The sequence below is a fragment of the Microcystis sp. M090S1 genome (assembly GCF_020246295.1).
Classification (GTDB): Bacteria; Cyanobacteriota; Cyanobacteriia; order Cyanobacteriales; family Microcystaceae; genus Microcystis; species Microcystis aeruginosa.
Genome location: NZ_JADBTF010000310.1, coordinates 1 through 23,617, shown reverse-complemented (window position 1 = coordinate 23,617; position 23,617 = coordinate 1). Strand labels below are relative to the sequence as shown.

15 protein-coding genes, 1 pseudogene and 1 riboswitch are annotated in these 23,617 nt (G+C 40.6%); of the genes and pseudogenes, 12 read left to right on the top strand and 4 right to left on the bottom strand.

Annotation, left to right across the window (positions count from 1 at the left end; translation table 11 throughout):
• Positions 1–12: 12 nt before the first annotated feature.
• Positions 13–165, top strand: a complete 153-nt coding sequence (locus IM477_RS13480) for a transposase (RefSeq protein WP_233271108.1) — start codon at positions 13–15, stop codon at positions 163–165.
• A gap of 356 nt (positions 166–521) precedes the next feature.
• On the opposite strand, the gene IM477_RS13475 is transcribed toward IM477_RS13480, so the two are convergent.
• Positions 522–1,712: a DUF3747 domain-containing protein gene (locus tag IM477_RS13475; RefSeq protein ID WP_147069401.1), complete on the bottom strand. Its 1,191-nt coding sequence runs from the start codon at positions 1,710–1,712 to the stop codon at positions 522–524.
• A gap of 458 nt (positions 1,713–2,170) precedes the next feature.
• On the opposite strand from IM477_RS13475, the gene IM477_RS13470 reads away from it, so the two are divergent.
• On the top strand, positions 2,171–8,308 hold the full coding sequence (locus IM477_RS13470; protein ID WP_287732128.1) for a translocation/assembly module TamB domain-containing protein: 6,138 nt from the start codon (positions 2,171–2,173) through the stop codon (positions 8,306–8,308).
• Between the two features lie 151 nt (positions 8,309–8,459).
• Positions 8,460–8,951, top strand: a complete 492-nt coding sequence (locus IM477_RS13465; protein ID WP_004162791.1) for a GNAT family N-acetyltransferase — start codon at positions 8,460–8,462, stop codon at positions 8,949–8,951.
• Here IM477_RS13465 and IM477_RS13460 read toward each other — a convergent pair.
• Complete coding sequence (locus IM477_RS13460) at positions 8,948–11,968, bottom strand: plasmid replication protein, CyRepA1 family (RefSeq protein ID WP_287732127.1); 3,021 nt, start codon at positions 11,966–11,968, stop codon at positions 8,948–8,950. The genes IM477_RS13465 and IM477_RS13460 overlap by 4 nt on opposite strands.
• A 485-nt stretch (positions 11,969–12,453) precedes the next feature.
• Between IM477_RS13460 and IM477_RS13455 the strand changes: the two genes are divergently transcribed.
• The 7 genes from IM477_RS13455 (at position 12,454) to IM477_RS13425 (ending at position 19,388) form a co-directional block, all read left to right on the top strand.
• Positions 12,454–15,813 (top strand): ribonucleotide reductase barrel domain-containing protein, encoded by a 3,360-nt coding sequence (locus tag IM477_RS13455; RefSeq protein WP_287732126.1) that lies wholly within the window; start codon positions 12,454–12,456, stop codon positions 15,811–15,813.
• Positions 15,814–15,875: 62 nt separating this feature from the next.
• Positions 15,876–16,367 carry a DUF29 domain-containing protein gene (locus IM477_RS13450; protein WP_079210015.1) on the top strand — a complete coding sequence of 164 codons (492 nt, stop codon included), beginning with the start codon at positions 15,876–15,878 and terminating at the stop codon, positions 16,365–16,367.
• 38 nt (positions 16,368–16,405) lie between these two features.
• A complete protein-coding gene (locus IM477_RS13445) occupies positions 16,406–16,882 on the top strand; it encodes a DUF29 domain-containing protein (RefSeq protein ID WP_287732125.1) in 477 nt (158 codons plus the stop codon).
• 3 nt (positions 16,883–16,885) lie between these two features.
• Positions 16,886–17,338: a DUF29 domain-containing protein gene (locus tag IM477_RS13440; protein ID WP_149986329.1), complete on the top strand. Its 453-nt coding sequence runs from the start codon at positions 16,886–16,888 to the stop codon at positions 17,336–17,338.
• 12 nt (positions 17,339–17,350) lie between these two features.
• The gene (locus IM477_RS13435) at positions 17,351–17,803 is read left to right on the top strand and encodes a DUF29 domain-containing protein (protein WP_004162799.1); all 453 of its coding nucleotides are present in this window, start codon (positions 17,351–17,353) and stop codon (positions 17,801–17,803) included.
• Between the two features lie 11 nt (positions 17,804–17,814).
• Positions 17,815–18,267 (top strand): DUF29 domain-containing protein, encoded by a 453-nt coding sequence (locus IM477_RS13430; RefSeq protein ID WP_287732124.1) that lies wholly within the window; start codon positions 17,815–17,817, stop codon positions 18,265–18,267.
• Between the two features lie 53 nt (positions 18,268–18,320).
• Positions 18,321–19,388, top strand: coding sequence for a ribonucleotide-diphosphate reductase subunit beta (locus IM477_RS13425; protein WP_287732123.1), 1,068 nt, complete (start codon positions 18,321–18,323; stop codon positions 19,386–19,388).
• 239 nt (positions 19,389–19,627) lie between these two features.
• Here the strand turns inward: IM477_RS13425 and IM477_RS13420 are convergent, their stop codons facing one another.
• Positions 19,628–20,548, bottom strand: a complete 921-nt coding sequence (locus IM477_RS13420; RefSeq protein ID WP_287732122.1) for an NAD(+) kinase — start codon at positions 20,546–20,548, stop codon at positions 19,628–19,630.
• A 549-nt stretch (positions 20,549–21,097) separates the two neighbouring features.
• Here IM477_RS13420 and IM477_RS13415 point away from each other — a divergent pair.
• Entirely contained in the window at positions 21,098–21,637 is a 540-nt protein-coding gene (locus IM477_RS13415) for a phycobiliprotein lyase (protein WP_002757172.1), read from the top strand.
• Positions 21,638–21,724: 87 nt separating this feature from the next.
• Here IM477_RS13415 and thiC read toward each other — a convergent pair whose 3' ends face one another.
• On the bottom strand, positions 21,725–23,107 hold the full coding sequence (thiC, locus tag IM477_RS13410; protein ID WP_287732121.1) for a phosphomethylpyrimidine synthase: 1,383 nt from the start codon (positions 23,105–23,107) through the stop codon (positions 21,725–21,727).
• Positions 23,108–23,115: 8 nt separating this feature from the next.
• A riboswitch (TPP riboswitch) is annotated at positions 23,116–23,212 on the bottom strand.
• 86 nt (positions 23,213–23,298) lie between these two features.
• On the opposite strand from thiC, the pseudogene IM477_RS13405 reads away from it, so the two are divergent.
• Positions 23,299–23,617, top strand: a pseudogene (locus IM477_RS13405) (RNA-guided endonuclease TnpB family protein); the annotation flags it as partial.

The window sequence follows — 23,617 nt, the reverse complement described above, 5'->3', positions numbered from 1 at the left end:
TCTTGCCAGCTGATGTGGGATAACTTTTCAGACCACTTGAAAGAGATATATGGTCAAGATAAGAGAATTTTGTGGACAGGGGCATATTTTGTGGCTAGTTGTGGCGGTGTCACAATAGACCAACTTAAGAAATATGTCGAGAATCAGGATTCCCCTGAATATTAGTTGTGCTTCGCTGTTTTATGCTGGTCGGTTTTTCATCTCGTCAGTGAAACCGAGGGTTCCTTCAAACCGACATTTAAGGTAAAAATTAACAACCACAATCAGTCATCAGTAATCAGTAATCAGTAATCAGTAATCAGTGATCAGTAATCAGTCATCAATCATCGGTAATTGGATAATATCTTTAGGCCTTTTTGAGATCAAACAGTGCCGGGCATGGGAGTGAGCGGGGGGAAAATGGGGGGACTTTTTCCCTGAAAATTAGGTAATTGACTTCCTAAAAATGGATAAAACCCCACACCCCACATCCTACCCCTAGGAAAAACTTTTTGCCGCAAACCCTGATGGAGGAGAGGCCGTTATTTTTTGGCGGTTTTAACACAATCGAGGGTACGGACGATGGCGGCCGCTGCGTAGTTACGACGGGCGGGATCATTTGGTACAAAAGAACTACCCCGTTCGTTCAAGGGAGAGGCCACACCGCAAAATCCCGACATCTGGGTAATTAAACTGGCGGCCCAATGACCGGAAGTATCGGAAAAATTGACGGGGGTTTTAGTTTGGGCTAAATCGGGGGCTTGTTTTTGCTGAGTTTTCAGGTAGGTGGCGGCCTGTTTGAGAATCGCCATCAATTCGGCCCTGGTGATGGGGTCGGTGGGACGGAATTCGCCGTTAGCTTTGCCGGCAACAATACCATTGGCCCGGGCCCATTGGATTTTTTTGGCACTCCAGCGCGTCGCTTCTACGTCGTTAAAACTGCCGCTGCCGGGGGGAATCTCTTCTAGGTTAATTTTGGTGACAGTTCCCATCCCTTCAATAATCATCGAGACGAATTGTTCCCTGGTGACGGGATTTTCGGGGCGGAAGGTGTTATCTTCTTTAAAACCGGCCACTACCCCAAGCGCGATCGCTTTTTCAATCTCAGTTTTATAGATATCGCCGCTAATATCCTGAAAACTAGACCCAGAAATGGGGGGAGGAGTGGTTTCGCTGAGGGGAGGTCTGCCGGTGGCTGCGAGAACTTCCGCTTCTTTGCCGCTAAAGTAGAAGTGGCCTAAACTTTTGCCTTGGAAAGTACGACGGCTAAATCTCCAACCCGGTTCGAGGATAATTTTCATAAATCCTGTTTGCATTCCTCGGGTTCTTCCCACCACTAATTCCGGTCTGCGGGCATCCCGGGGAGTTCCCACTAAGTATAATTCGCCATTGCGTTCCACAATACGCAGGATGTAATCTAGCCCAAAATCCCGGCCATCCAGACGGATAGAATAACCATTACTATCGGTGGCGCGGCGACAAATGCCGGTAAAGTCAAAGTTGAGGAGTAGGGGGTCGATCATGACGGGATTTGAGCCGCTTTCGCTCCAACACTTCTGTTTTCCCTGGATTTGTTCCAAGACTAGCAGGTCAAATTTATTACCTCCGTAGGGACGAGCGATCGCTACTACCTGGGTCTGCTCGATGTCCTGTTCGTCAAAGTTGGCCGCTGGTGTGGCAGTTATGCCCAAGGTCATTAGGGCGGTTAGGGCGATCGATAATCTGGCTTTCATAATCTTTAATCTATAAGACGATTTTTGCAGTAAAAATAGACGTGCTAATCCCGATATTCTATGACTGAATGCTTCCGGTCGTTGTTCCAGACTGCGCCAGATTGTTGTCTGTCCGCACAAGTTTTCTCTCAATCTTCAATTTCCGAACCTATTTATCCTGGCAATATTCTGATGGAACTGGTGGGTTGATCAATATTAATTCGGTTAGCTGTTGAAACTGGGGAGATTTTGGCGAATTGTTGAAAATTTTAGCCAGCCATTCGAGTCTTAGGCTAAGATGGGGAGAGAGGCTTTTAATTGGCCGCAGCCCTTGACTTCCTCACAGGATTTAAGCCCAATAATTGCCTAAAAAATGGCAATTAATCGATTGAGGGCTATCAGTGCTGCGGTGAATTATCATAGTTCATTAGCTCTGGTGAGCCATTACCCTTTCTTTGGTGTGTGTGAGGTAAACAATTATGAGTAACTCCCCTGGCGATCCTTCTCCTCGTCCTAATCTTTTTCTGAGTATCGGTCGATTTGTCCGCCGGCCTTCTACTTTAATTGTCGGGGGAATTACTCTCCTAGGAATTACCTCCCTTGGCTATTTTACGACTCGTTATTTAGTTTATGAACGTCTAACCCCAATTTTAGACAATATCTTCAGTGAAATGCTGCACAGACCTGTCAGGGTAGGTAAGATAGAGGGCTTTTATTTTAATCGCATTCGTATCGGTAAATCGGAAATTCCAGCTACGGCCAATTCTGCTGATAGTTTATCTATTGATGCGATCGAATTGGGATTAAATCCACTGCCCTTACTTTTAGGTCTGCCGCTACCGGTTGATGTCAAGTTAATTAATCCCAGTATTTATCTCGATCAGGATAAAAATGGTCAATGGCTCGATAATTTAGAAAAAATAGCTAGTAACTTTGATCGGGAGGCACCCATTAGGTTAAATCTGGGGTTTCAGGTGGAGAAGGCAGCTATTACTATCCAACCCTATGCCCTGAAAAAACCGATAGAAATTAAGGCCGATGGTCAAGGAAGATTTATTGATAATCAAAGGCAGCCTCTCACCTACGATTTTAGCGCAGAAATCCTCAAAAGTCAAGTAAAAATTCAAGGAGAAACGGCGTTAAAAACGGGTGAAAGCCTAACTAATCTTCAGATCGACCGTTTAAACTTAAGTGAACTATTAACTTTAATTCCTAATCGCAATTTTCAATTAAATCAAGGACAAGTAAATGCTAATATTGCTCTCAATATTCCCAGTTGGGCAAAGCTAAATCAAAGTCAAGGTAATGGCAATTTTGAGGTGACGGAAGTAGCGGGAAAATTCCACCCTTTCCCCTATCCAATTAAGCTAACAACTAAGTTAAATTTACAGGGAGATAAAGTATTAGTTGAACAAGCGAACGCAACTATTGGCAAGATTAAAACTGAGGTGAGAGGAGAAGTAAATTGGCAAACTGGTTATCATCTCAATGTCGCTCTAGAATCGGTGGATTTACAACAGCTTTTAAGAATTATTTATCTGCAATCACCTCTAGATTTACGGGGAGAAGCACGCTCTATTTTTCAAGTGACGGGAAAACTAGATCAACCTCTAATTAAAGGAACCGTTAGCAACAGCAAACCGATTATTTTTGAGCAAATTCCTCTTAAATCAATAACCAGTAATTTTCAAACAAATCTCAATCGTCTTAATTTAGATAAAATTCAAATTAAACCCCTCGCAGGTGGAGAAATTAAAGGGGAAGGAAAATTGCAGTTAAATATTCTGCAATCCCTGCAAAAAAATCAACCTCTTGACGGGACAAAAATGCCGATTGATTTGAATTTACAAGCGCATTTTCCCACGAGAAAAATTTTATCTCAACTGGCAACAATTCCCGCCAAAATTAATATAAACGATCTGCAAGCTAATATTAAAGCTAGGGGTAGTTTAGGACTGCCACAATTATTAATTAATTGGCAAATACCCAGGGTTAATCAGTCAGGATTAATCAATGTTGCCGGGGAGGGTAAAGTATTTTTAGGGGGCAACAAAATAAATTTAACCGATACGGTCATTAAAACAAATGGCGGCAAACTACAGGTTAATGGTAATGGTGATTTTACTAGCAAATTAGTCCAGGGAAAAATCACTGGTAATAACTTTTTATTGACTCCTTTTGTGCCTCTTGTTTGTCAATATTTAGATAGCATTTGCCCCTACCTAGAAACCTTAGAACCCTTAAATTTAGAGACAGCTAATATTCAAGTTAGTGGCAAAATTGACCAACTTAATATTAATACTTTAAACGGAGTTGCTAACTTAAGAATTAGCGGTAAACAAGGCACAATTTCAGTCAATAGTCAAGTATTGCAAGGAAATCTTCAGGCTAACGCTTTCTTAGCGGGATTGCCGATTAATTCCCTATTGCCTAACTTACCAACCCAGGTTAAATTACTGCGATCGCAAATTAATTTACAAGGTTATTTAGGAGAATTACTAAATAATAAAAATAATATTTTCAGCAGTTGGCAAGGTCAAGGTAATATGCAGTTATTAGTAGATAATAATCCTTTAATTGCCACAGCCAAACTGAATCAAGGTTTCCTGACAGGAACAGTTAATACCAGTGGGATTAGTCTTAATCCTCTAGTGGAAAATTTAACAGTTCCCGTCAGTTTAGGCAGGGCAAAAATCAGCTTTGCTGGCAGGATAAATTCTCTGATTAGCGGTACTTTAACGGATTTAAAAACTTGGCGCGGAGAGGGAGATATACAGTTATTTGTTAATAATCGATCCCTAAAAACTACCGCTCAACTGGAACAAGGTATTTTAAGCGGTATAGTTAATACATCTGGCATTAACTTAAATCCGTTTTTACCCAATATAAATATTCCTGTTAGTCTAGGGAAAACCCAAGTCAATTTCACCAGTGCAATCAAGGAATTGTTAGCGGGAAAAATCCCTAATTTGTCCACCGTCAATGCTAGGGTAAATACTCGGTTGTTAGTGGATAATAATCCGATTAATACTGATATTCAGTTAAACAACGGTATTTTTAATATTCTCAGTAGCTTAGAGAATTTTCAAACTAATATTCCCATACCGTTGAATATTTCCCAAACCAGTTTTCAAGCAGCAGGAAATGCCCAAACTATTTTCGACTCCCTGCAAGAAAAACGACTCAACTTAAGCAGTATCAAAGCAGTTTTTCACTCTCGTATTAATGTAGCCAAAGGAGAAATTAAAGCTAAGGCACAACTGAATAATAATTTCTGGCAAAGTGATATTATTGCCACTAATCTCGATCCCGCTGCCCTGCTAGGGCAATTGCGGGAAGTAAAATCAATCTCGATTCCTAAATTAGATTTTAGTGCCAATTTAGCGGGAAACATTCAAGAAATTTGGCAGGGAGTAACACCGATTCAGGTTAATAATCTTTCGGCACAGTGGGGAGAAAATAGCTTTGATGTGCGAGGAAATATTCTTTTAGCTAATCTTATCAGTCAACCCGATATCGCTGAGGTTAACTTAAATCTACAGGCAAAAACCGACCTTGCTACTGTACCGCTAACTCAGATTATATCGCTTTTACCGATCGATCCTCGTTTGAAACCCAGAGAATCGACACTGACAGGGAGCGGAGAATTTCAAGGACAAATCACGGGAAAAAATCTCTTAACTGCTTGGCAAAAAGTGGGAAATATACAAATCAAAGGAGATATAAATTTAGCTAACTTTAGCATTAATGATCGACCCTTTGAACCTATCTTAAGAGGAAGTATGCAAGCAGGAATAGGTCAAAATATTAGTTTAAATTTGCGTGGAAATCAGGACATTATTGACCTAACTTTCGATCCTTGCCAACAAAATAATTGTCTGCTGCCCTATCTTCCCTTAGGGATAAATATTCGCCAAGCTTTTGGAAATAAAACTCCTTTTCTAGCCACAGCTAAACGAAGCGGAGAAAATTTAAATGTTCAGATTGCCGATTTTCCCCTAGAAATCCTGAAAATATCTCCCACGGCAGCCTACAATGTTCCGGGGATTATTGCTGGACAAGTGAATGCTAATCTAGACATCAATTTATTTAACTTACAGGGACAGGGACAAATAGAGATTAACCGACCTAGTTTAGGTAACTTAATCGGGGAAAAATTAACGGCAAATTTGGTTTATCGGGATTCCATAGTTCAACTGCAAGAAGGTAGTTTACAAGTGGGTGCGAGTCAATATAATCTGCAAGGTTTATTTAATTGGCAAACCCAGGAAATAGAAGCTAAACTCAGGGTAGATCAAGGTTATATTCAAGATTTATTATCAGTTGCTAGTATCTATGATTTAACCAGTTTAATCACCCTTTTCTCCTCCGAGAATAACCCAGCTATTCAACTTAGTCCCCTAGAAGTAGGTAATCCCGAAGCTTCCCTAGCACAACAGGTAAATTTGCGGGCAAAAATTGAAGAAATAATCCAGCAATTAGCAAGGGAAAGAGGGGTAGTCGGGATACCTTCTGAACTAGATTTTCGCGGCCGTTATCAAGCAAATATAGCCTTAACTGGGACTTTAAAAAATCCCGATCTCAGCGTAAAATTTCAGGGCAATAGATGGGAATGGCGACCCCAAAGACCGACGGTAAATATTGTTAACCCTCTGGGAATTGTCACCACCGATACCCAATTAATTCCGATTGATGAAGTAACAATTAATCTTAACTTAAATCGTCAGTTGCTCAGGATAGAACCGATTAGATTAAAATCACGAGATTCTTCCGTATTTTTAGCGGGTGATTTTTCCCTAAACAAAGTAGAGGGAACTTTTGCCGTGGAAAATCTTTCTCTGGATCTCTTGAGAAATTTTGTGCAGTTTCCCTTGGATGTATCCGGTAGTCTAAAAACTCAAGGACAAATTGCAGGAACCTTATTAAATCCTCGTATTCAGGGTAATTTTGCCTTTATTGACGGTGCAATTAATGCCCAAAATATTAATCAGGATATAATTGGTTTATTTACCTATAATCAGTATCGTTTTGATTTGCGGACAACCTCCTCCGAATCAATCCAAATCTATGCCAGCATTCCCTATCCTCCCTTACCAGGTAATGATCAATTAAAAATCCAAGCAAAATTGGGAACCGATGCAATCAAATTAATTGAAGCTATCAGTCAAAACGCCATCGAATGGGTTAACGGTGAGGGAGAGGTAGTTCTTTCAGCGACGGGAAGATTAGATATAAAAGAGGGTTTAAAAATCAAAGATTTAGAAGCAAATGGTATAGTTACTCTCAATAATGCCGCTATCCGCAGTGTTGCTTTTCCAGAGATTTTAACCGTAAATGGCCGCATTGGTTTAACCCCTGAAAGCTTAACAGTAGAGGAATTACAAGGCTCGATCGCTGACAGACAAATTTCTGTGGTGGGAGTTTTACCTTTCTTTCAAGCCATCAAAAATAATCCTAATCCCTTAACAGTTAATATTCAAGAGGGAGATATAGCAATTAATGGTCTTTATCGGGGATTAATTGCTGGGAATGCCATGGTAACGGGAACAATTCAGCAACCAATTATCGGGGGGAATGTGCGTCTTTCTAGGGGTAAAGTTTTTCTTCCTCGCACCGCAGAAATTAATCAAGAAACGGATAAACCAGTGAGTCGCTGGCTGCAGCCTCTCAACATTTCTCAGACGACAAATATTACTCCAGTTTTAAATAATTTCCAAGTGTCTTTAGCAGGATTATCAATTGAACAAGAACCTTTGTATCAATTTGATTTTAGTGGTGCTTTAACCTTGAACGGTCCGCTCACTCCACTGGAGAAATTACAAACCAATGGAGTGATTAATCTCGATCGAGGACGGGTTAGTTACATCGATACTCGTTTTCTTCTTAACCGACGCAATCAAAATGTTATTGTTTTCGATTCTAGTCGCGGGTTGGGACTTTTTAATCCCTTTGTTGATATTCAACTGCGAACAATTCTCAGCGAATTTTCTCAATCTCGCGATTTTGCTATCTCCCGTCCGGGGGGGGATTTTCCTAGCAATGAAATTCCCGATGATAGCCTCAATCGTATTCAAAGGATCGATGTCACCCTCAGCGTTGAAGGGGAATTAAACCGCTTGCTACCAAATTTAGGACGTAATATCAATGAAGTGTGCCAAATTCGTCCCGATAGTCCACCTTTTCCCCTAGAGGAAAACTATACAGATACAGAATTACAAAAAGCTGCTAATTGTTTACAAGCAGTGGCTTTTGCTAGAGGTGAAGATGAGGGATTGCTTAATACTCCCCTAGTTAAATTAACCAGCACTCCCCCCCGCAGCCAAGGGGAAATCGTTCGACTTTTGGGGGAACAATTGCTGTCGGTTTTTAATGGTTTACAGGGGAAAAATACAGAACAATTAATTCAATTTGGAGTGGTTCAGTTGGCGATTCCCCTCTTAGCCCAAGGAGTCGTGTATGATGTGGAGAATGCGGTTAGTAATGCGATCAGGGCAACGGATTTTAATATTCTTCCCAATTTGGAAACCGTCTATCGAGTCAATTCCCAGTCTTTTATCCGCTTTTCCTACGATTACAATTTGAATGAGTTTACCGTCCGCTATCAAACTCAATTTTAAAGTAAGATTGAGAGATCTAGCAGAATTCTGAAGTTAGGAGACAAGGCAAAATTAGGTTATACTTCATCCTGAGAATCAACCCGATAGGTAGGTAGAAAATAAGAAATATTATTTTTTTACTTTTTACTTTTGACTTTTTACTTGATATTCTATGATTATTCGCGAGGCTAAAGAAACAGATTTACCAACAATTATCGAGATTTATAATGCTGCTGTTCCCACTCGCAAGGCAACCGCAGATTTAAAGCCTATTTCCCTGGAAAGTCGGCGAGAATGGTTTAAAAAGCACGATCCTGAACAGTATCCCATCTGGGTAATAGCGATCGAAGGTCGGGTGGTGGGTTGGCTGAGTTTACAGATGTTTTATGGTCGTGTCGCTTACCAAAAAACGGCAGAGGTTAGTTTATATATTGCCCCCGATTATCAAGGTCGTGGAATCGGTAAATTATTAGTAGAATATGCCCTGAATCGCTGTCCCAAATTGGGTATATCTAATCTTATCTGTATTATCTTTGCCCACAATCAAGCCAGTATTCGTCTCTTTGAAAAATTCGGCTTTCAACGATGGGGTTATTTACCTCAAATTGCCGATCTAGACAATTTTCTGGCTGATGTGGTCATTTTAGGCAAAAAAGTCGCTTAAATAGGCAATTTCTCCATAGCTAGACTAAATTCTAGACTTAATTGAATATAAGCATTTTCTGGTTCGCCTAGAGATAGTTTCTGGGGGAGAGAAAAGAGATAGTCCTCATACCAAATCTCGGAACTTCCCGCACATTTTTCGTCTCTAAATAACCATTGTTGAAACACTTGTTCTCTACCATCCTGAGGGGCAACAATCTGATAAACTTTTAGAGATTTTTTAGCAATTCTCTGGCTGCCCTTGCTGGTTAATTGATAACCTAACAAGTTCAAACAATTACGAATAATCGTCAGAGGACGGGAAGTATTAGAGAGGTTAATCTTGGTGATAGTTTTAATCTCGTTGCGGTTTTTAATGGCGATTTCGGCCATTTTTTGTAAATCGGCATCATGATTAGTTAATTCTCTTTCAGGGTTAGCTAATAATACGGGAATTCCCAACACTTCTAACGTCCCGATAATCACTCCTAATTGACTACCATTAAAATCGGGAATAAATAAACTTCCGTGACCTGATTCTATCAGTTTACGGGCAATTAAAGCATCTCGATCGCACAAAAATTGTCGCCCAATTGTCAAAAAGTAATGTAAGCGTAGTTCTTGATACCATCCTTGATCATCTTTAATCACTAATTGCGGTGTGACGGGGATTCCATAGCGTTTGTATAGGTCATATTTCCTGATAATTCTCCTTTCTTTCACTGACTTAATTAACTGTTTTTTAAGCCAACGATATTCTGATTCCGTGATCTCGGCTGCGCTGGCAATGGCGTCGCATTCAGAACGATAATTATGTTCTCTAATTTCTTCAATTGCTGCCGTTAACTGATTGGTTATTTCTAGTTCTTCTTCCTGATTCCGTTCTTTAATTCTATGACCTTCTGCTTGTAAAATACCTAGAATTGACTGACGATAATTAAGCATATAAGCATTTACTCGCACAGCCATTTTTGCCCAGCAGAGGAGAGATTCCGCTTGAAAAGTTGTATCTAAATTCTCCAGAGATTCTAAATCTGACTGGTGTAATAAGCGAATATTAACCTCCGTTAGTCGGTGTCCAGAGGTGAGAAGTTTGGGGATAGAAGTGGAACCATTGCCCACCTGATTAAATCCGTACACTGCTGACCAAATATAACGAGGAATATTCTCTCTAATTCTCCCTAAAAATTGAGCGATAGAAGTGGGAGTTTGAATTCCCTGTGCTAAACACCAAACCGAGGTAAAGTGTTGCTGAATATCAATACTAATTCCCGTTTCGATCGCAGGACTAGCTAGAACTATATCATAGTTAAGCAACAACTGATTTAAATTGCCAATCGCTTGATAGGCAGCGTGACTAGAATCTGGCAATGACTCTGAATCTATCCGCAGAATTTTCTTCTGAGGGAATTGCTTTCTTAGATAAGATTCTAGGGTAATTGTCCCCCATTTGCTGGTTAATTTTTGTGCCGATAGACAAACAAAAGGTTTTCCTCCCTCTTTAATATGTTCAACTAAATCCTTAACTAGCTGTTGGGGAGTATTATCAGAGTAGTTATAAACTTGCCAAGCTTGCTGATAATTGGGTTTCCACTCGTTACTAATCAAGAAAGTTTCTAGTTTAATAGCCGCTAAAGAAGTTAGATATTCTAGGGAAATATCACTTAAATCAGCATCAGCAACTAAGACTTTTCCCCCACTGCTGACCACAGTTTGTAGCAGAGACTTTAAAGACTTTAAAATTGCTACTCGATTAGCTTTACAAGTATCCCCATTTAACCCATGCCATAGGACTTGTTCGATCTCATCGATAATAATCATAGCTTCTTGCCAATCTTCCGCTTGAAATTTAGCTTGTGATTGGGGATGGAGAGAGTCAATACATAAACCATAACCGTAAATTTGTGCCGCAGGATTATCCCTAATTTTGCTGATATAGTTTAAACCAAAGCGTTGACATAGCTCCTCTACCAGTTTGACTCGATGACCAATAACTAAAACTTTTTGTTGATTGGCAATAGCCTGTTTAACTATCTTAGCTAAAAACTCAGTTTTTCCTGTACCTTTAGCCGATTTAATCGCCATTAACTGCGCTGATGTAGGGATAGCAATATCTGGCAAGTAACGGCTATTTAACTCTAGATGAGGTGGGAGAGTTAAACTATTTAAACTCGCTGCCTTCCAAATTTCCCAAGAGGTAGCTTTTTGATAGACTTGTTGGAAGTAATCTTCTCCTCGATTGATTAGTAAATCATCCACCCCTTTACCGTCAGCAGCATCCCAAGTAACTACCTTTACCTGACAGTTAGCCTGACTGAATAGATAACCCATTCTCTGTAAAGCTAAATTAACCGCTTGTTGGTTCTTTGGTTTAGTTTCTTGATCAAAAACTAGATAAATCTTTCGTCCGGAATTAGCTAATTTTTCTAGCTGCGGAATTAGATGAGATTTGCCGATTCTTCTACCTAATTCGTCCTTGGGAGTACGATAACCGTTGTGAATTCCGGGTAAGGCAATTGTCGCATAACCTGCTGTTAGTAATGCCCCCGCTTTTTTCGCTCCTTCTGTAAGACAAATAGGTATCTCTGGATGTTTAATTACCCAGGACCAAAAACCGAGATCCTCTTGCTTATTATCCACTTCTTCAGTTAAAATATTAATACTGATATGCTGGGCTATCCTTTGCCAAATTTTCAGGGGAACCCGCAAAGCAAAGACTCCCGTAGGGGTTTGGGGGGGATGTTCGTACTTAATCGGTTTAGCCTTATCAAGGCTTAAACGGGGAAAATCGGGCTTAAAACAGCCCCAAAGGTCATAATTACCCGTTAATAAGTCAATTCCTGAACACCACCAACCGCCTTGACTGATATGTTCATAACGCTTGAGAATATCATCCCTAACTCTGCCATCATTGCGTCGCGGTAATTCTTGGGAGTAGAGTAGGTATTCACTGGGAGATAACCCCGCTAAACCGGTGACATTGAGATCGATTAACTCCGCATCCACCCCGCTATCACGCCATTCTTCTAAATATTTCATCCTTGTCCTCTACTGGCTAGACGCTATATATAGCGTTTTTGTCCTATTATTCTAGCGGTAAGCCACTAAATAGCGAAAAGAGAAAATTCACTCTCTCAGAGGTTCTCAGAGGAAATTTGACTTTTAATCCACTCTTGTCTTAAATTATCGAAAAGTTAAGAACAAATAAAGTCTGACCACAACCTCCTCAGCAGTCAAGCAGAATCGGATCAAAAGTATTTTGTCAATCTGTTTTTGCTATCAAAGAATAGTTTTTTTGTCAAGCATACAAAAGAACTGTTTTCTGGGAAAAATCAAGAATTTTTTCCAGAAAATGTCATCCAAAACACTGTTTTTAGGGAACAAAATAATCCTAGCTATACCATATATAGAGTGATAGGATTATTTAACACGCTAGATGTTGTGTTTTCCCAGAAAATCTGATAGAATATTCTAGTACAAATAGATTAATTTGTCAAATTTTTTAACGCCGCAATTTTCCAATTATGCAATCAAAGCCCTTGACTACTGCCGTCTCCATTCACAAAAATAACGAAGTAATACCCTTTCGTTCTACCCCTTTAGCTAATATGGGCAGCCATGGAATTAGAGTGATTCGGCGCGATGGTTCCACCACAAGCTTAAATATCGGCAAAATTCGCGACGTGGTAGAGTGGGCTTGTGAGGGCAAAAAAGTCAATTCAATCGCCTTAGAAGCGGGTTTAACCACACGCCTGCGGGATGGGATTACCACTAGGGAAATACAGGATAATTTAATTAATTGCGCCCTAGAAATGTGTAGTCCAGAGGAACCGGATTGGCGCTATGTGGCGGGAAGATTGCATATTTGGAGTCTTTGGAAAGATACCTTAGTAGCCCGGGGTTATCAGTACGGAAATTACGAGAAAACTGTCAAAACTCAAGTTAAAAAGTTGCTATACGACGAAAGGATTCTCATCTATTCCGAGGCAGAATTAAAAGAAGCTGGTTCTTGGATTAATCCTGATTGGGACATCGATTATGATTACGCAGGGGCATTGTTAATCACTAGCCGTTATTTACTCAAAAATGAGTTACCCCAAGAGGCATTATTAACCTGTTCCTTGCTGCTTGCCACTGTGGAAGAACCAGCTAATAGACTCCCCTGGGCGAAGAAATTTTATCAAGGGATTGCTCAAAGAAAAATCTCTCTCGCCACCCCAATTTTAGCCAATTTACGCACTCCCAAAGGTTCCTTAACCAGTTGTTTTATCCTCTCCATTGACGACAGTTTAGAAAGCATTTTCGACGAGATTACTAATGCTGCCCGCATCTCAAAAAATGGTGGCGGTGTCGGGGTGAATGTGAGTAGAATTCGCGCCACTGGTAGCTGGGTAATGGGGAAAGCTAATGCTTCCGGGGGGATTATTCCTTGGATTAAATTACTCAACGATACAGCTATTGCAGTAAATCAGGGGGGAAGACGCGCCGGGGCAGTAACTATCGGTGTTGACATCTGGCATTTAGATGTGCCAGAATTTCTGGAAATGCAGACAGAAAACGGTGATCAAAGACGTAAAGCTTATGATGTTTTTCCCCAATTAGTTATCACCGATGAATTCATGCGTCGGGTGATAAATAAAGCCGAGTGGACATTAGTAGATCCCTACGAAGTTCGCAATAAATTAGGTATAGAATTAGCGGAACTATGGGGGGAAGAATTTGAAGAGGCCTATCGTTTAGTAGAAGCTAATTTAGATCAAGAGATTCTCCTCTATAAAAAAATCAATGCCCGGGACTTATTTAAAAGTATCATGCGTTCCCAAGTAGAAACAGGAATGCCCTACATTGCCTTCAAAGATACCATCAATCGCGCTAATCCTAATAAACACGATGGCTATATCCCCGGTGTAAATTTATGCGTCGCGGGAGAAACAAAAATTCTCACTGACCGAGGACAAATAGCAATCGCTGATTTGGTGGGGGAATATGTTAATGTCTGGAATGGATTGGAGTGGTCAGAAGTATTAGTTAAAAAGACTGGAGAAAACCAGCCTTTATTAAAGGTCAATTTCTCTAACGGAGAGTCCTTGGAATGTACTTACTACCATAAGTTTTACGTTCAGAAAAACTACAAGGGAACCGTGGAAATTGTGGAGGCAAAAGACCTCAAACAAGGGGATAAATTAATTAAATACCAGCTGCCTCTCATCCAGTCAGAAAATGATCTTGACTTTCCCTACGCCTACACCGCAGGATTCTTTTCTGGAGATGGGAGTTACGGGAACAATGGAATGCCAGAAGTTGACCTATACGGAGTTAAAAAAGAGTTACTTCCCTTATTGGCTATTCGTAACAAATATCAGGGAAATGGCTCTATTGAAAAAGGTACTTTTTGGAGAAAAGAAACCGATACCCTAGCGGTCTATCATGACAGTAAACAAGATCGGATCGTCTGTAAACTCCCGTTAGATATTCCCAGTAAATTTACAGTTCCTCTAAATGGTTACACAATTAAATCTCGTTTAGAATGGTTAGCTGGTTTACTTGATGCCGATGGAACAGTTGCCCGCAATGGTTCTAACGAGTCTCTCCAGATTGCTTCTGTTAACCGGCAATTTTTGCTCGATATTCGCCTAATGTTACAGACTTTAGGAGTTGATTCCAAAGTTACTGTTATGGATGACGGTGGCTATAAATTGATGCCAAATGGAAAGGGAAATTATCAAGAATATCTCTGTCAACCAAAATATCGTTTACTGATTAATTCTGTCGGACTATTTCAACTTGGTCAATTGGGACTTAAAACTCATCGCTTACAATGGACTTTAAAAGAACCCCAACGTTCGGCCACTCAGTTTATCCGCATTGAATCGGTAGAGTTAACCTGTCGTCGAGATGACACCTACTGTTTTACAGAACCCAAGCGTCATCTGGGAATGTTTAACGGCATTCTAACAGGACAATGCACCGAATCTTTCAGCAATGTCACCCCCGATAAAACTGCCCATTGTTGTAATTTAGTTAGCCTTAATTTAGCCAATATCGACCGGGAAGAAATCGAGTCTAATTGTCAAATCGCTGTCAGGATTCTCGACAATACTATCGATATCACTAATCCTCCCTTTGATAATGCTAAAAACCACAACGATAAATATCGCACTATTGGGGTAGGGGCGATGGGATTGGCTGACTGGTTAGCTAAACGGAAATTATCCTACAATAACCTGTCAGAAATTAGTAATTTATTTGAAGAAATTGGCTATTGGTGTACCTATTCCTCGATGGAATTAGCCAAAGAACGCGGTGCTTATCAAGCTTTCTTGGGTAGTGAATGGAGTCAAGGTAAATTAATCGGAGCAAAACCAGTGGCATGGTTTTTAAATAATGCGGTGCAACCGCAAAGATGGCAACAATTAGCCGAAGATATTCAACGATTTGGCATCCGTAATTCCCATATTACCGCCATTGCTCCTAATACTTCCTCTAGTTTGGTACAGGGATGTACCGCTAGTGTTTTGCCGGTTTATAGTCGCTTTTTCTACGATAAATGGGCAAAGGGAACCGTTCCCATCGCACCACCTTTTATTGAAGAAGCTTTCTGGTTTTATTCAGAGAACAAAAATCTCGAACAGCAGCAAGTGGTGAAAGCGATCGCTACTATGCAAGAATGGATCGATACGGGGATTTCTATGGAGTTATTATTCAACCTCAATGAAGGGGTTTATTTCCCCGAAGAACCCAACCGTTGTCTCACTGCCAAAGATATCTTTGATACCCTAGTTATGGCGTGGGAATTGGGGTGTAAAGCGATTTATTATATCCGTACCGTACAAAAGGACAATTTTCGAGAGTCTGACGATAGTTGTTCTAGTTGCGCTAATTAAGGTTAACTTCGGTGGGCAATGCCCACCTTAATTTTTTTACATCAAAGATTAGGACTGATAAAATGAGTTTTATTGATCACCTAATCACAGCTATGGATAAGACTTTATACGAACAGGATTACTATCTCTGGATAGAGAAAACCATATCTTTACTAGAAAATCATCAATTTTCCGATTTAGATTTAGATAATCTCATCGAGGAGATTAAAAGTATGGGTATCAAGGAAAAACATACCTTAACAAGTTTATTGACTAGAATAATACAACATTTGCTGCAACTCGCTTATTGGCAATCGGAAAGCCAATATAATGCTAATCACTGGAAAGGAGAAATTACTATTTTTAGAATTGATTTATGGGAAGTTCTTGATGATAATCCAAGTTTAAAGTCCTATCTAGAGAATAGTTTTGATAAATGTTATCAGTCAGCCCTTCGTATCCTAGCTAGAAAAATGGGAGTAAAAATCAATACTTTGCCTAGGGAAAAAATTCTCACTCTTGCCCAAGCTTTGGATGATGATTGGTTTCCTGAATATGAGGATAATAATAACTGATGATTTGGTTGGATTATAGTTAATTAAGGTGAGGGACTATGGAAACGAACTTATACGAACAGGATTACTATCTTTGGTTAGATAAAACCATATCTTTACTAGAAAATCGCCAGTTTTCTGAGTTGGATTTAGAAAATTTAATTGAAGAAATCAAAGATATGTCCAGAAGAGAACGTCAGAAGTTAGAGAGTTTACTAACTAAACTCTTGGAACATTTACTTAAATTAACTTATTGGCAATCTAAGCGCGATTACAATAAAAACAAGTGGCGACGGGAGATTTTAAATTTTCGCATTCAAATAAAAAGAATTATTAGCAACAAAAAGGATGGAAATTATAATACAAACTTAGCATCTTACCTCACCGAGATTCTTGAGCAATGTTATGAGGATGCTTGCCATCTATTTGTTGAAGGTTCTGGCATCGATAAAAGACTTTTAAGTGCTACACCTATTGGAGCAATCGACCAAATTTTAGATGAAAATTGGTTTCCTGAGTTTCTCGGAGAGGATTAAGCAATGAAGAGTGATTTATACGAAAAAGATTATTATCTCTGGATAGAGAAAACCATATCTTTACTAGAAAATCATCAATTTTCCGATTTAGATTTGGATAATCTCATCGAGGAGATTAGCGACATGGGCAAAAGCCAACGACAAAGTTTAAAGAGTTATTTGACTCGGTTATTAGAACATTTGCTAAAACTGGTTTACTGGGAGTCGGAATTAGAATATAATCAAAGAGGATGGAAAAATGAAATTCGTAACTTTCGCCTAGGAATTCAACAAATTATTGAAGACAGTCCCAGTTTAAAGCCCTATCTAGCGGAAATTTTCTCGTCCTGTTATCAAAATGCCCGTAAATTGTTTCTGGATTTATCTGGAATGGCTGAAAATTTGGTCGGTTTAGCTCCAATTTGCACTATAGAACAGGCTTTAAATGAGGATTGGTTTCCTGAAATATCAAAATAATGGGGGATAATTATGGAAAAGAACTTATACGAAAAAGACTACTATCTCTGGTTAGAAAAAACCATATCTTTACTAGAAAATCATCGGTTTTCTGATTTAGATTTAGAGAATTTAATTGACGAAATTAGTAGCATGGGTAAAAGTGAGAAACGAAGTTTAGAAAGTTATTTAACTCGGTTATTAGAACATTTGCTGAAACTAGCTTACTGGGAATCGGAATTAGAATATAATCAAAGAGGATGGAAAAATGAAATTAGGAATTTCCGTCGTGCCATAAAAAGAATTATTGCCGATAGTCCTAGTCTACAGCCTTATCTAATTGAAATTTTTAACAACTCTTTTCAAGAAGCTCGTATTTCTTTGATCGAATTATCTGGAATGGCTGAAAATTTGGTCGGTTTAGCTCCAATTTGCACTATAGAACAGGCTTTAAATGAGGATTGGTTTCCTGAAATATCAAAATAATGGGGATAATTATGGAAAAGAACTTATACGAACAGGATTATTATCTCTGGCTAGAGAAAACCATATATTTACTAGAAAATCATCAATTTTCTGATTTAGATTTAGAGAATTTAATTGACGAAATAAAATCTATGTCTATCAGTCAACAGAAAGCATTAAAAAGCAATCTGATTGTGATTTTATGGCATTTACTAAAATACTTACAAGAGCCAGAAAAACAAACCAGAAGCTGGGCATTAACCCTTTTTGAGCAGCGAGAAAGAATCGAAGAAGATTTAGAAAATAGCCTTAGTCTTAAGAGTTTTTTAACAGAAGACAATTTAAAAAAATGCTATAATAAAGCCAGACAAAAAGCCGCTATTGAAACAGGGATAAACCTAGAGAAATTCCCGAAGGATTGCCCATTTACTTTGGCAGAAGCCCTAGATTTTGCATTTATTCCTAATCAAAATCAAAGCATTTGACTTTTTACCGAAAATCTATTATAACCTAAAAGTGCCATAATATCCAAGTAATCATGTCCTTACATTTAGTTAATTCTTGCCATTCGATGCCCATTTCCCCGATCTTCAATCCAGCGGGAGATGATGCGATCGAAAACCGTTCGATCTGGTTTGGTAACACCACCAACCTGATGCAGTTAAACGATGTCCGCTACACCTGGGCCGTGGGTTTATATCAACAAATGCGCGAAAATTTCTGGATTCCGCAACGCTTAGATATCACTCAAGACGTAACTGAATACGGGCATCTTACCGATGAAGAAAGATATGCTTATGATGGTATTTTGTCCTATCTAACTTTTCTTGATTCCGTACAAACCTGTAATATTCCCCACCTAAAAGGTAGCGTCACTGCGCCAGAAATTAGTCTTTGTATGGCGGAACAAATTTCTCAAGAAGCCATGCACAATCAAAGTTATCAATACTTAATTGAAACCATTATTCCCTCGGATCGCAGAGGTGAAGTTTATGACTTTTGGCGCACCGATAAAGTTCTCAGGGATCGCTGTCAATTTATCGCTAGTCTCTACCAGCAATACATCGACAAACAAACTACTGAAAGCTATTTTATCGCTCTTATTGCCGACTATTTACTGGAGAGTTTGTATTTTTATAACGGCTTTATCTTTTTCTATAATCTCGCTTCTCGACAGCTAATGTCTGGTAGCGCTGACGTTTTCAAAATGATCAACCGGGACGAATTAAGTCACGTCCGTTTGTATCAGAAACTTATTCCCGAAGCCATGGCAACTTTTTCCCATTCCGTTGAACAGATTTATGAGATGTTCGATACTGCCGTTAAACACGAATGTCGCTGGACAAATCACATTGTTGGCAACGACATTTTAGGTATTACCGAATACAGTACCGAACAGTACACTAAATACCTCGCTAATATTCGGCTGAAAGCGATCGGACTTGAGCCTTTATACAGGGAAGAAAAGTATAACAAAAGTCCCTATAACCATCTGGAACGCTTCTCCGATACCAAAAAAGAAGGCCACACCAAAGCGAACTTTTTTGAAGCAACCGTTACCAGTTATGTTATGTCTTCTGGCTTAACTGGATGGGATGAAATTTAAAATTTACGGGACAAGAATAACCCAATTTCTTACCACAAAGGGGCAACTTTGTCAAATATTTTGACAACTTTTGACCCTCTCTTGCAGAAATACCGACAATCAGTAAATGCGCTTCTGGGTTTGGGGGGTTCTACCCGCAAAAGCTGGGATTGACTGATAAAATCGGAGGTAATGACCAATTTTAGAAGATATACTCAATCATCCCCCAGACACCACTCCCAGAAGCTCTTGAGCCATTCCTAATTATGACGATTGCCATCATAATGAATTCTCGCCCCGGCCCATTGTAATTTTTCCTGTAGAGTCTGATAAAAAGAATAGCTTTCCCGCAGGATAATAAATTGGGCGAATTTTTCAGCTTTGGTAACTCCCACCCATTGCCCAGGCCAAATGGAAGTGGCTAAAGCACCATCCATCCAGAGTTTAGTGTTTAATTCGTAGTCTCCCAGGGGCCAAATACTGACCAGAGATGCCGGGGGAATGACAATCGGCCGACTGGAGAGACTCAAGGGACAAATCGGGGTGACAGCGATCGCTTCCATGCCGGGGTGTATAATCGGGCCATTAGCGGAAGCGGTGTAACAGGTGGACCCCGTGGGAGTGGCCACTAATAGGCCGTCGCCTTGGTACTGATCTACTATTTCCCCGTCCACTTCGATTTCGAGGATCGAGGTGGGCATCCTATCGATACTAGCGGGTTTCACACACATCTCATTCAGGGCATAAAATGCCTCGCTCACTGGCTGCGGATTTCTTTTATCCCCTTCATAGATTCTGGCCTTTAACATCATCCGTTGTTGTACCGCATAGTGATCGGATTGTAAACGCTCCCAGACCGTCTCCGTATCTTGGAAAATCTCCAAAGGTTCCGTTAAAAACCCCAGATGGCCGCCGACATTCACCGCTAAAATCGGAATGTCTTCGTGAGCTAAATAGCGAGCGGCGGCTAAAATGGTTCCATCTCCCCCCAAAACAATGGCGAGGTCGATTTTTTCCGATGCTGAGGCTAAAAATACCGGATAGGGATTATCTTTAAAGCCACTGGGTCCCATTAAAACTTTACACTGACGGGCTTCTAACTGTTTAGCGCATTTTTCCGCCCATGCTTTACTTTGGGGATGATTGGCCTTATGGGCAATGATGACTTGTTTTAACTGCACAGAGTTGAGACCTTGTTCGGAGGTTCTATATTTTTAACAATACCAAGACCGGGCAGATCGGGTGAAAAGTAAGTAGGGTTTGCGGCAAAAAGTTTGTTGGTGGGGTCAGGAGTCAGGAGTCTCCGAGTCAGGAGACAGGAGACAGCTATCAGGGATCGGATTTGAGTTTTCAGTTCACTGTTTACTGATCACAGCAAAAAGCTGACGGCTTAGATGTGTAATTAATTTTGCTTAGGTACTTAAAAGGTAAAAAAGGGGTTGGGGGAAGAACCTCGGCCTCTCTGTAGCCAATTTGACAGAATTAATCGATAGATAGGGGTAAATGGAAGTAACTAGGATAAGCTCGCAGGTTTTAGCAATTTTATCCCGTTTTTTCCCTGTAAATGCTGTATCTGTGCGACTTTTTCCCAATTATCTCCCTCAACACCCCTACCACTTAATTTCCATGCAGGGTTATAATTGTATTAAGATGTGTAACAATTCTCTGGCAAACTCTTGACCAAGGATAACAAATCTGCTCTCCCAAAAAACAGGAAAGGTTTTATTTCTATGACATTAATTCAAACCGCCCAATTATCGCTGGAAACCTCGGCTTTAGCCTTTTTTAAGCAGACAGAAGGACGCTGGCAATCCCAGAGACGTTATTACACCCTCACCCAAGAAACGGAACCCCAAGAAGTTATCAGCGCCATCGAGATTAAATATTTACCCCAAGGCAGCGAACCATTAATTCAACTTGCCCGTTTACATAATCTGGAAGATACAGCTTTATTAGGTGGTACGGAAGTCACTTGGCAAAGTAATTATCTGCGTCCCCAGAGTAAAAAACCCTCCAACGGTTCGACTATATTCGGCATTTTAGATAATATTCTCTATCGCGATCGGGGATTTGCGACGGATAAACCCGTTAGCGCTATTTATACCTTTCCTAACCCCTCTACTCTCTGTCTGAGAACAGAATACGCCGGTTCTGTCTTTGAAGAAGAAATTAAACTCATCGGTCAACAATATCGCACCCGACAAACTATTATCTCTCGCGCCGGTCAAGAATTGATGATCGGTCAATATCTAGAAAAACGGGTCAATTAGTCAAAAAATCGGCGGCTATTCCCAGAATTTTGACTTCTATCCTAGGAATAGGGCTGAAATCAAGTCAGCCCTTCCCTTAACTCCCCTTTAAACCGGGGTTAAATTGTCTTGATTCTGACTAGCGAGAAACTTCTCTAATTCCGTAATCGCATCGGCATCGACTTTAGTTTGCATGGGACAGAATTTCGGTCCACACATCGAACAAAACTCCGCCGTCTTATAGATATCTGCGGGTAAAGTCTCATCGTGGTATTCCTTAGCGCGATCGGGATCCAAGGATAACTGAAATTGACGATTCCAATCGAAATTATAACGAGCAATGGAGAGTTCATCGTCACGATCCCGCGCTCCGGGACGATGACGGGCGATATCTGCCGCATGAGCCGCTATTTTGTAGGCAATTAAGCCATTTCGCACATCTTCAGCGTTGGGTAAACCGAGATGTTCTTTCGGGGTGACATAACATAACATCGCCGTCCCGTACCAACCCGCCAGAGCCGCCCCGATCGCCGAAGTGATATGATCGTACCCTGGAGCAATATCGGTGACAAGGGGACCAAGAACATAGAAAGGTGCTTCGCTACACTCCTCCATTTGTTTTTTCACATTAAATTCAATTTGATCCATGGGAACATGGCCCGGTCCTTCCACCATCACCTGTACATCGTGTTCCCAAGCGCGGCGCGTCAGTTGGCCGAGGGTTTTCAATTCCGCTAATTGGGCCGCATCGGAAGCATCGTGGGTACAACCAGGACGCAGGGAGTCACCGAGACTAAAAGAAACGTCATAACGCTGGAAAATCTCGATAATTTCATCGAAATGGGTGTAGAGAGGATTTTGCTTGTGGTGGTGTAGCATCCACTTAGCAATAATACCACCACCCCGGGAGACAATCCCGGTCAGACGGGTTTTGACTAAAGGCAGGTGTTCGATGAGGATTCCCGCATGAATAGTCATGTAATCTACCCCTTGCCCGGCGTGTTTTTCGATAATATGGAGGAAATCTTCGGGGGTGAGTTTTTCAATATTGCCGTGAACGCTTTCCACCGCTTGATAGATGGGTACAGTACCGATGGGGACAGGAGAAGCATTGATAATCGCAGTGCGAATTTCGTCCAAATTACCGCCACCGGTGGAGAGATCCATCACCGTATCTGCGCCGTATTTGACCGCTAGGTGTAATTTTTCCAGTTCTTCGTTAATATTCGAGGAGTTAGGGGAAGCCCCGATATTAGCATTAACTTTACACTTAGAAGCAATACCGATCGCCATAGGTTCGAGGTTGAGGTGATTGATATTAGCGGGAATAATCAGTCTTCCTCGGGCGATTTCGCTGCGAATCAATTCGGGAGAGAGATTTTCCCGTTTTGCCACATAAGCCATCTCTTCGGTAATTATCCCCTGACGGGCGTAGTGCATTTGCGATACATTTGCTTGTCCGCGCCGGGGGGCAACCCATTCTTGTCTCATAATTTTATTTCCTCTGTAAACAGCTTCCCTACGCTGGAATTACCCAGTCTCAGGTTCTAAGGGTCTTTCTCAGCCTGATTGCCTCAGACACCCCTAGCTATGACGGCAATTGTACCACTGTTGAGGACTGAGGAGATAAAGCTTAAGATTGTTGTTTGATTAGGCAGTTAGGCTAAAACCCACTTAGACCCCCTACAATAAACTTCTTAGGTGACGAATACTTAAATTTTCCACAATTGGGAAAAATTCGGATTAGGAAATCCAGAAAGTACCCGCCCTGGTTCGAGCCTAAACAAGCTCGAATTATCCGCAAAGCGTCGGGATTTTACGTTTCGGTTTCCTTCCAATCTACGGAATTAGTTCCCGATATGACAGTAGGGAAGACCTGTTTAGGAATTGACGCGGGAATTGAAAGTTTTGTCGCTACTTCACGGGGAGATTTAATCAAAGCCCCTCGATTTTTGTTGAAAGTACAGAGTAAGCTTAAATTGCTACAAAGACGCTTGAAAC

What these genes read in the sequence shown, in the direction of transcription:
- IM477_RS13465 (WP_004162791.1), top strand. Translation starts at nt 8,460, where the DNA reads ATGATTATTCGCGAGGCTAAAGAAACAGATTTACCAACAATTATCGAG.
- IM477_RS13455 (WP_287732126.1), top strand. Translation starts at nt 12,454, where the DNA reads ATGCAATCAAAGCCCTTGACTACTGCCGTCTCCATTCACAAAAATAAC.
- thiC (WP_287732121.1), bottom strand. Translation starts at nt 23,107, where the DNA reads ATGAGACAAGAATGGGTTGCCCCCCGGCGCGGACAAGCAAATGTATCG.
- IM477_RS13480 (WP_233271108.1), top strand. Translation starts at nt 13, where the DNA reads ATGTGGGATAACTTTTCAGACCACTTGAAAGAGATATATGGTCAAGAT.
- IM477_RS13435 (WP_004162799.1), top strand. Translation starts at nt 17,351, where the DNA reads ATGGAAAAGAACTTATACGAAAAAGACTACTATCTCTGGTTAGAAAAA.
- IM477_RS13415 (WP_002757172.1), top strand. Translation starts at nt 21,098, where the DNA reads ATGACATTAATTCAAACCGCCCAATTATCGCTGGAAACCTCGGCTTTA.
- IM477_RS13440 (WP_149986329.1), top strand. Translation starts at nt 16,886, where the DNA reads ATGAAGAGTGATTTATACGAAAAAGATTATTATCTCTGGATAGAGAAA.
- IM477_RS13475 (WP_147069401.1), bottom strand. Translation starts at nt 1,712, where the DNA reads ATGAAAGCCAGATTATCGATCGCCCTAACCGCCCTAATGACCTTGGGC.
- IM477_RS13460 (WP_287732127.1), bottom strand. Translation starts at nt 11,968, where the DNA reads ATGAAATATTTAGAAGAATGGCGTGATAGCGGGGTGGATGCGGAGTTA.
- IM477_RS13425 (WP_287732123.1), top strand. Translation starts at nt 18,321, where the DNA reads ATGTCCTTACATTTAGTTAATTCTTGCCATTCGATGCCCATTTCCCCG.
- IM477_RS13430 (WP_287732124.1), top strand. Translation starts at nt 17,815, where the DNA reads ATGGAAAAGAACTTATACGAACAGGATTATTATCTCTGGCTAGAGAAA.
- IM477_RS13450 (WP_079210015.1), top strand. Translation starts at nt 15,876, where the DNA reads ATGAGTTTTATTGATCACCTAATCACAGCTATGGATAAGACTTTATAC.
- IM477_RS13445 (WP_287732125.1), top strand. Translation starts at nt 16,406, where the DNA reads ATGGAAACGAACTTATACGAACAGGATTACTATCTTTGGTTAGATAAA.
- IM477_RS13470 (WP_287732128.1), top strand. Translation starts at nt 2,171, where the DNA reads ATGAGTAACTCCCCTGGCGATCCTTCTCCTCGTCCTAATCTTTTTCTG.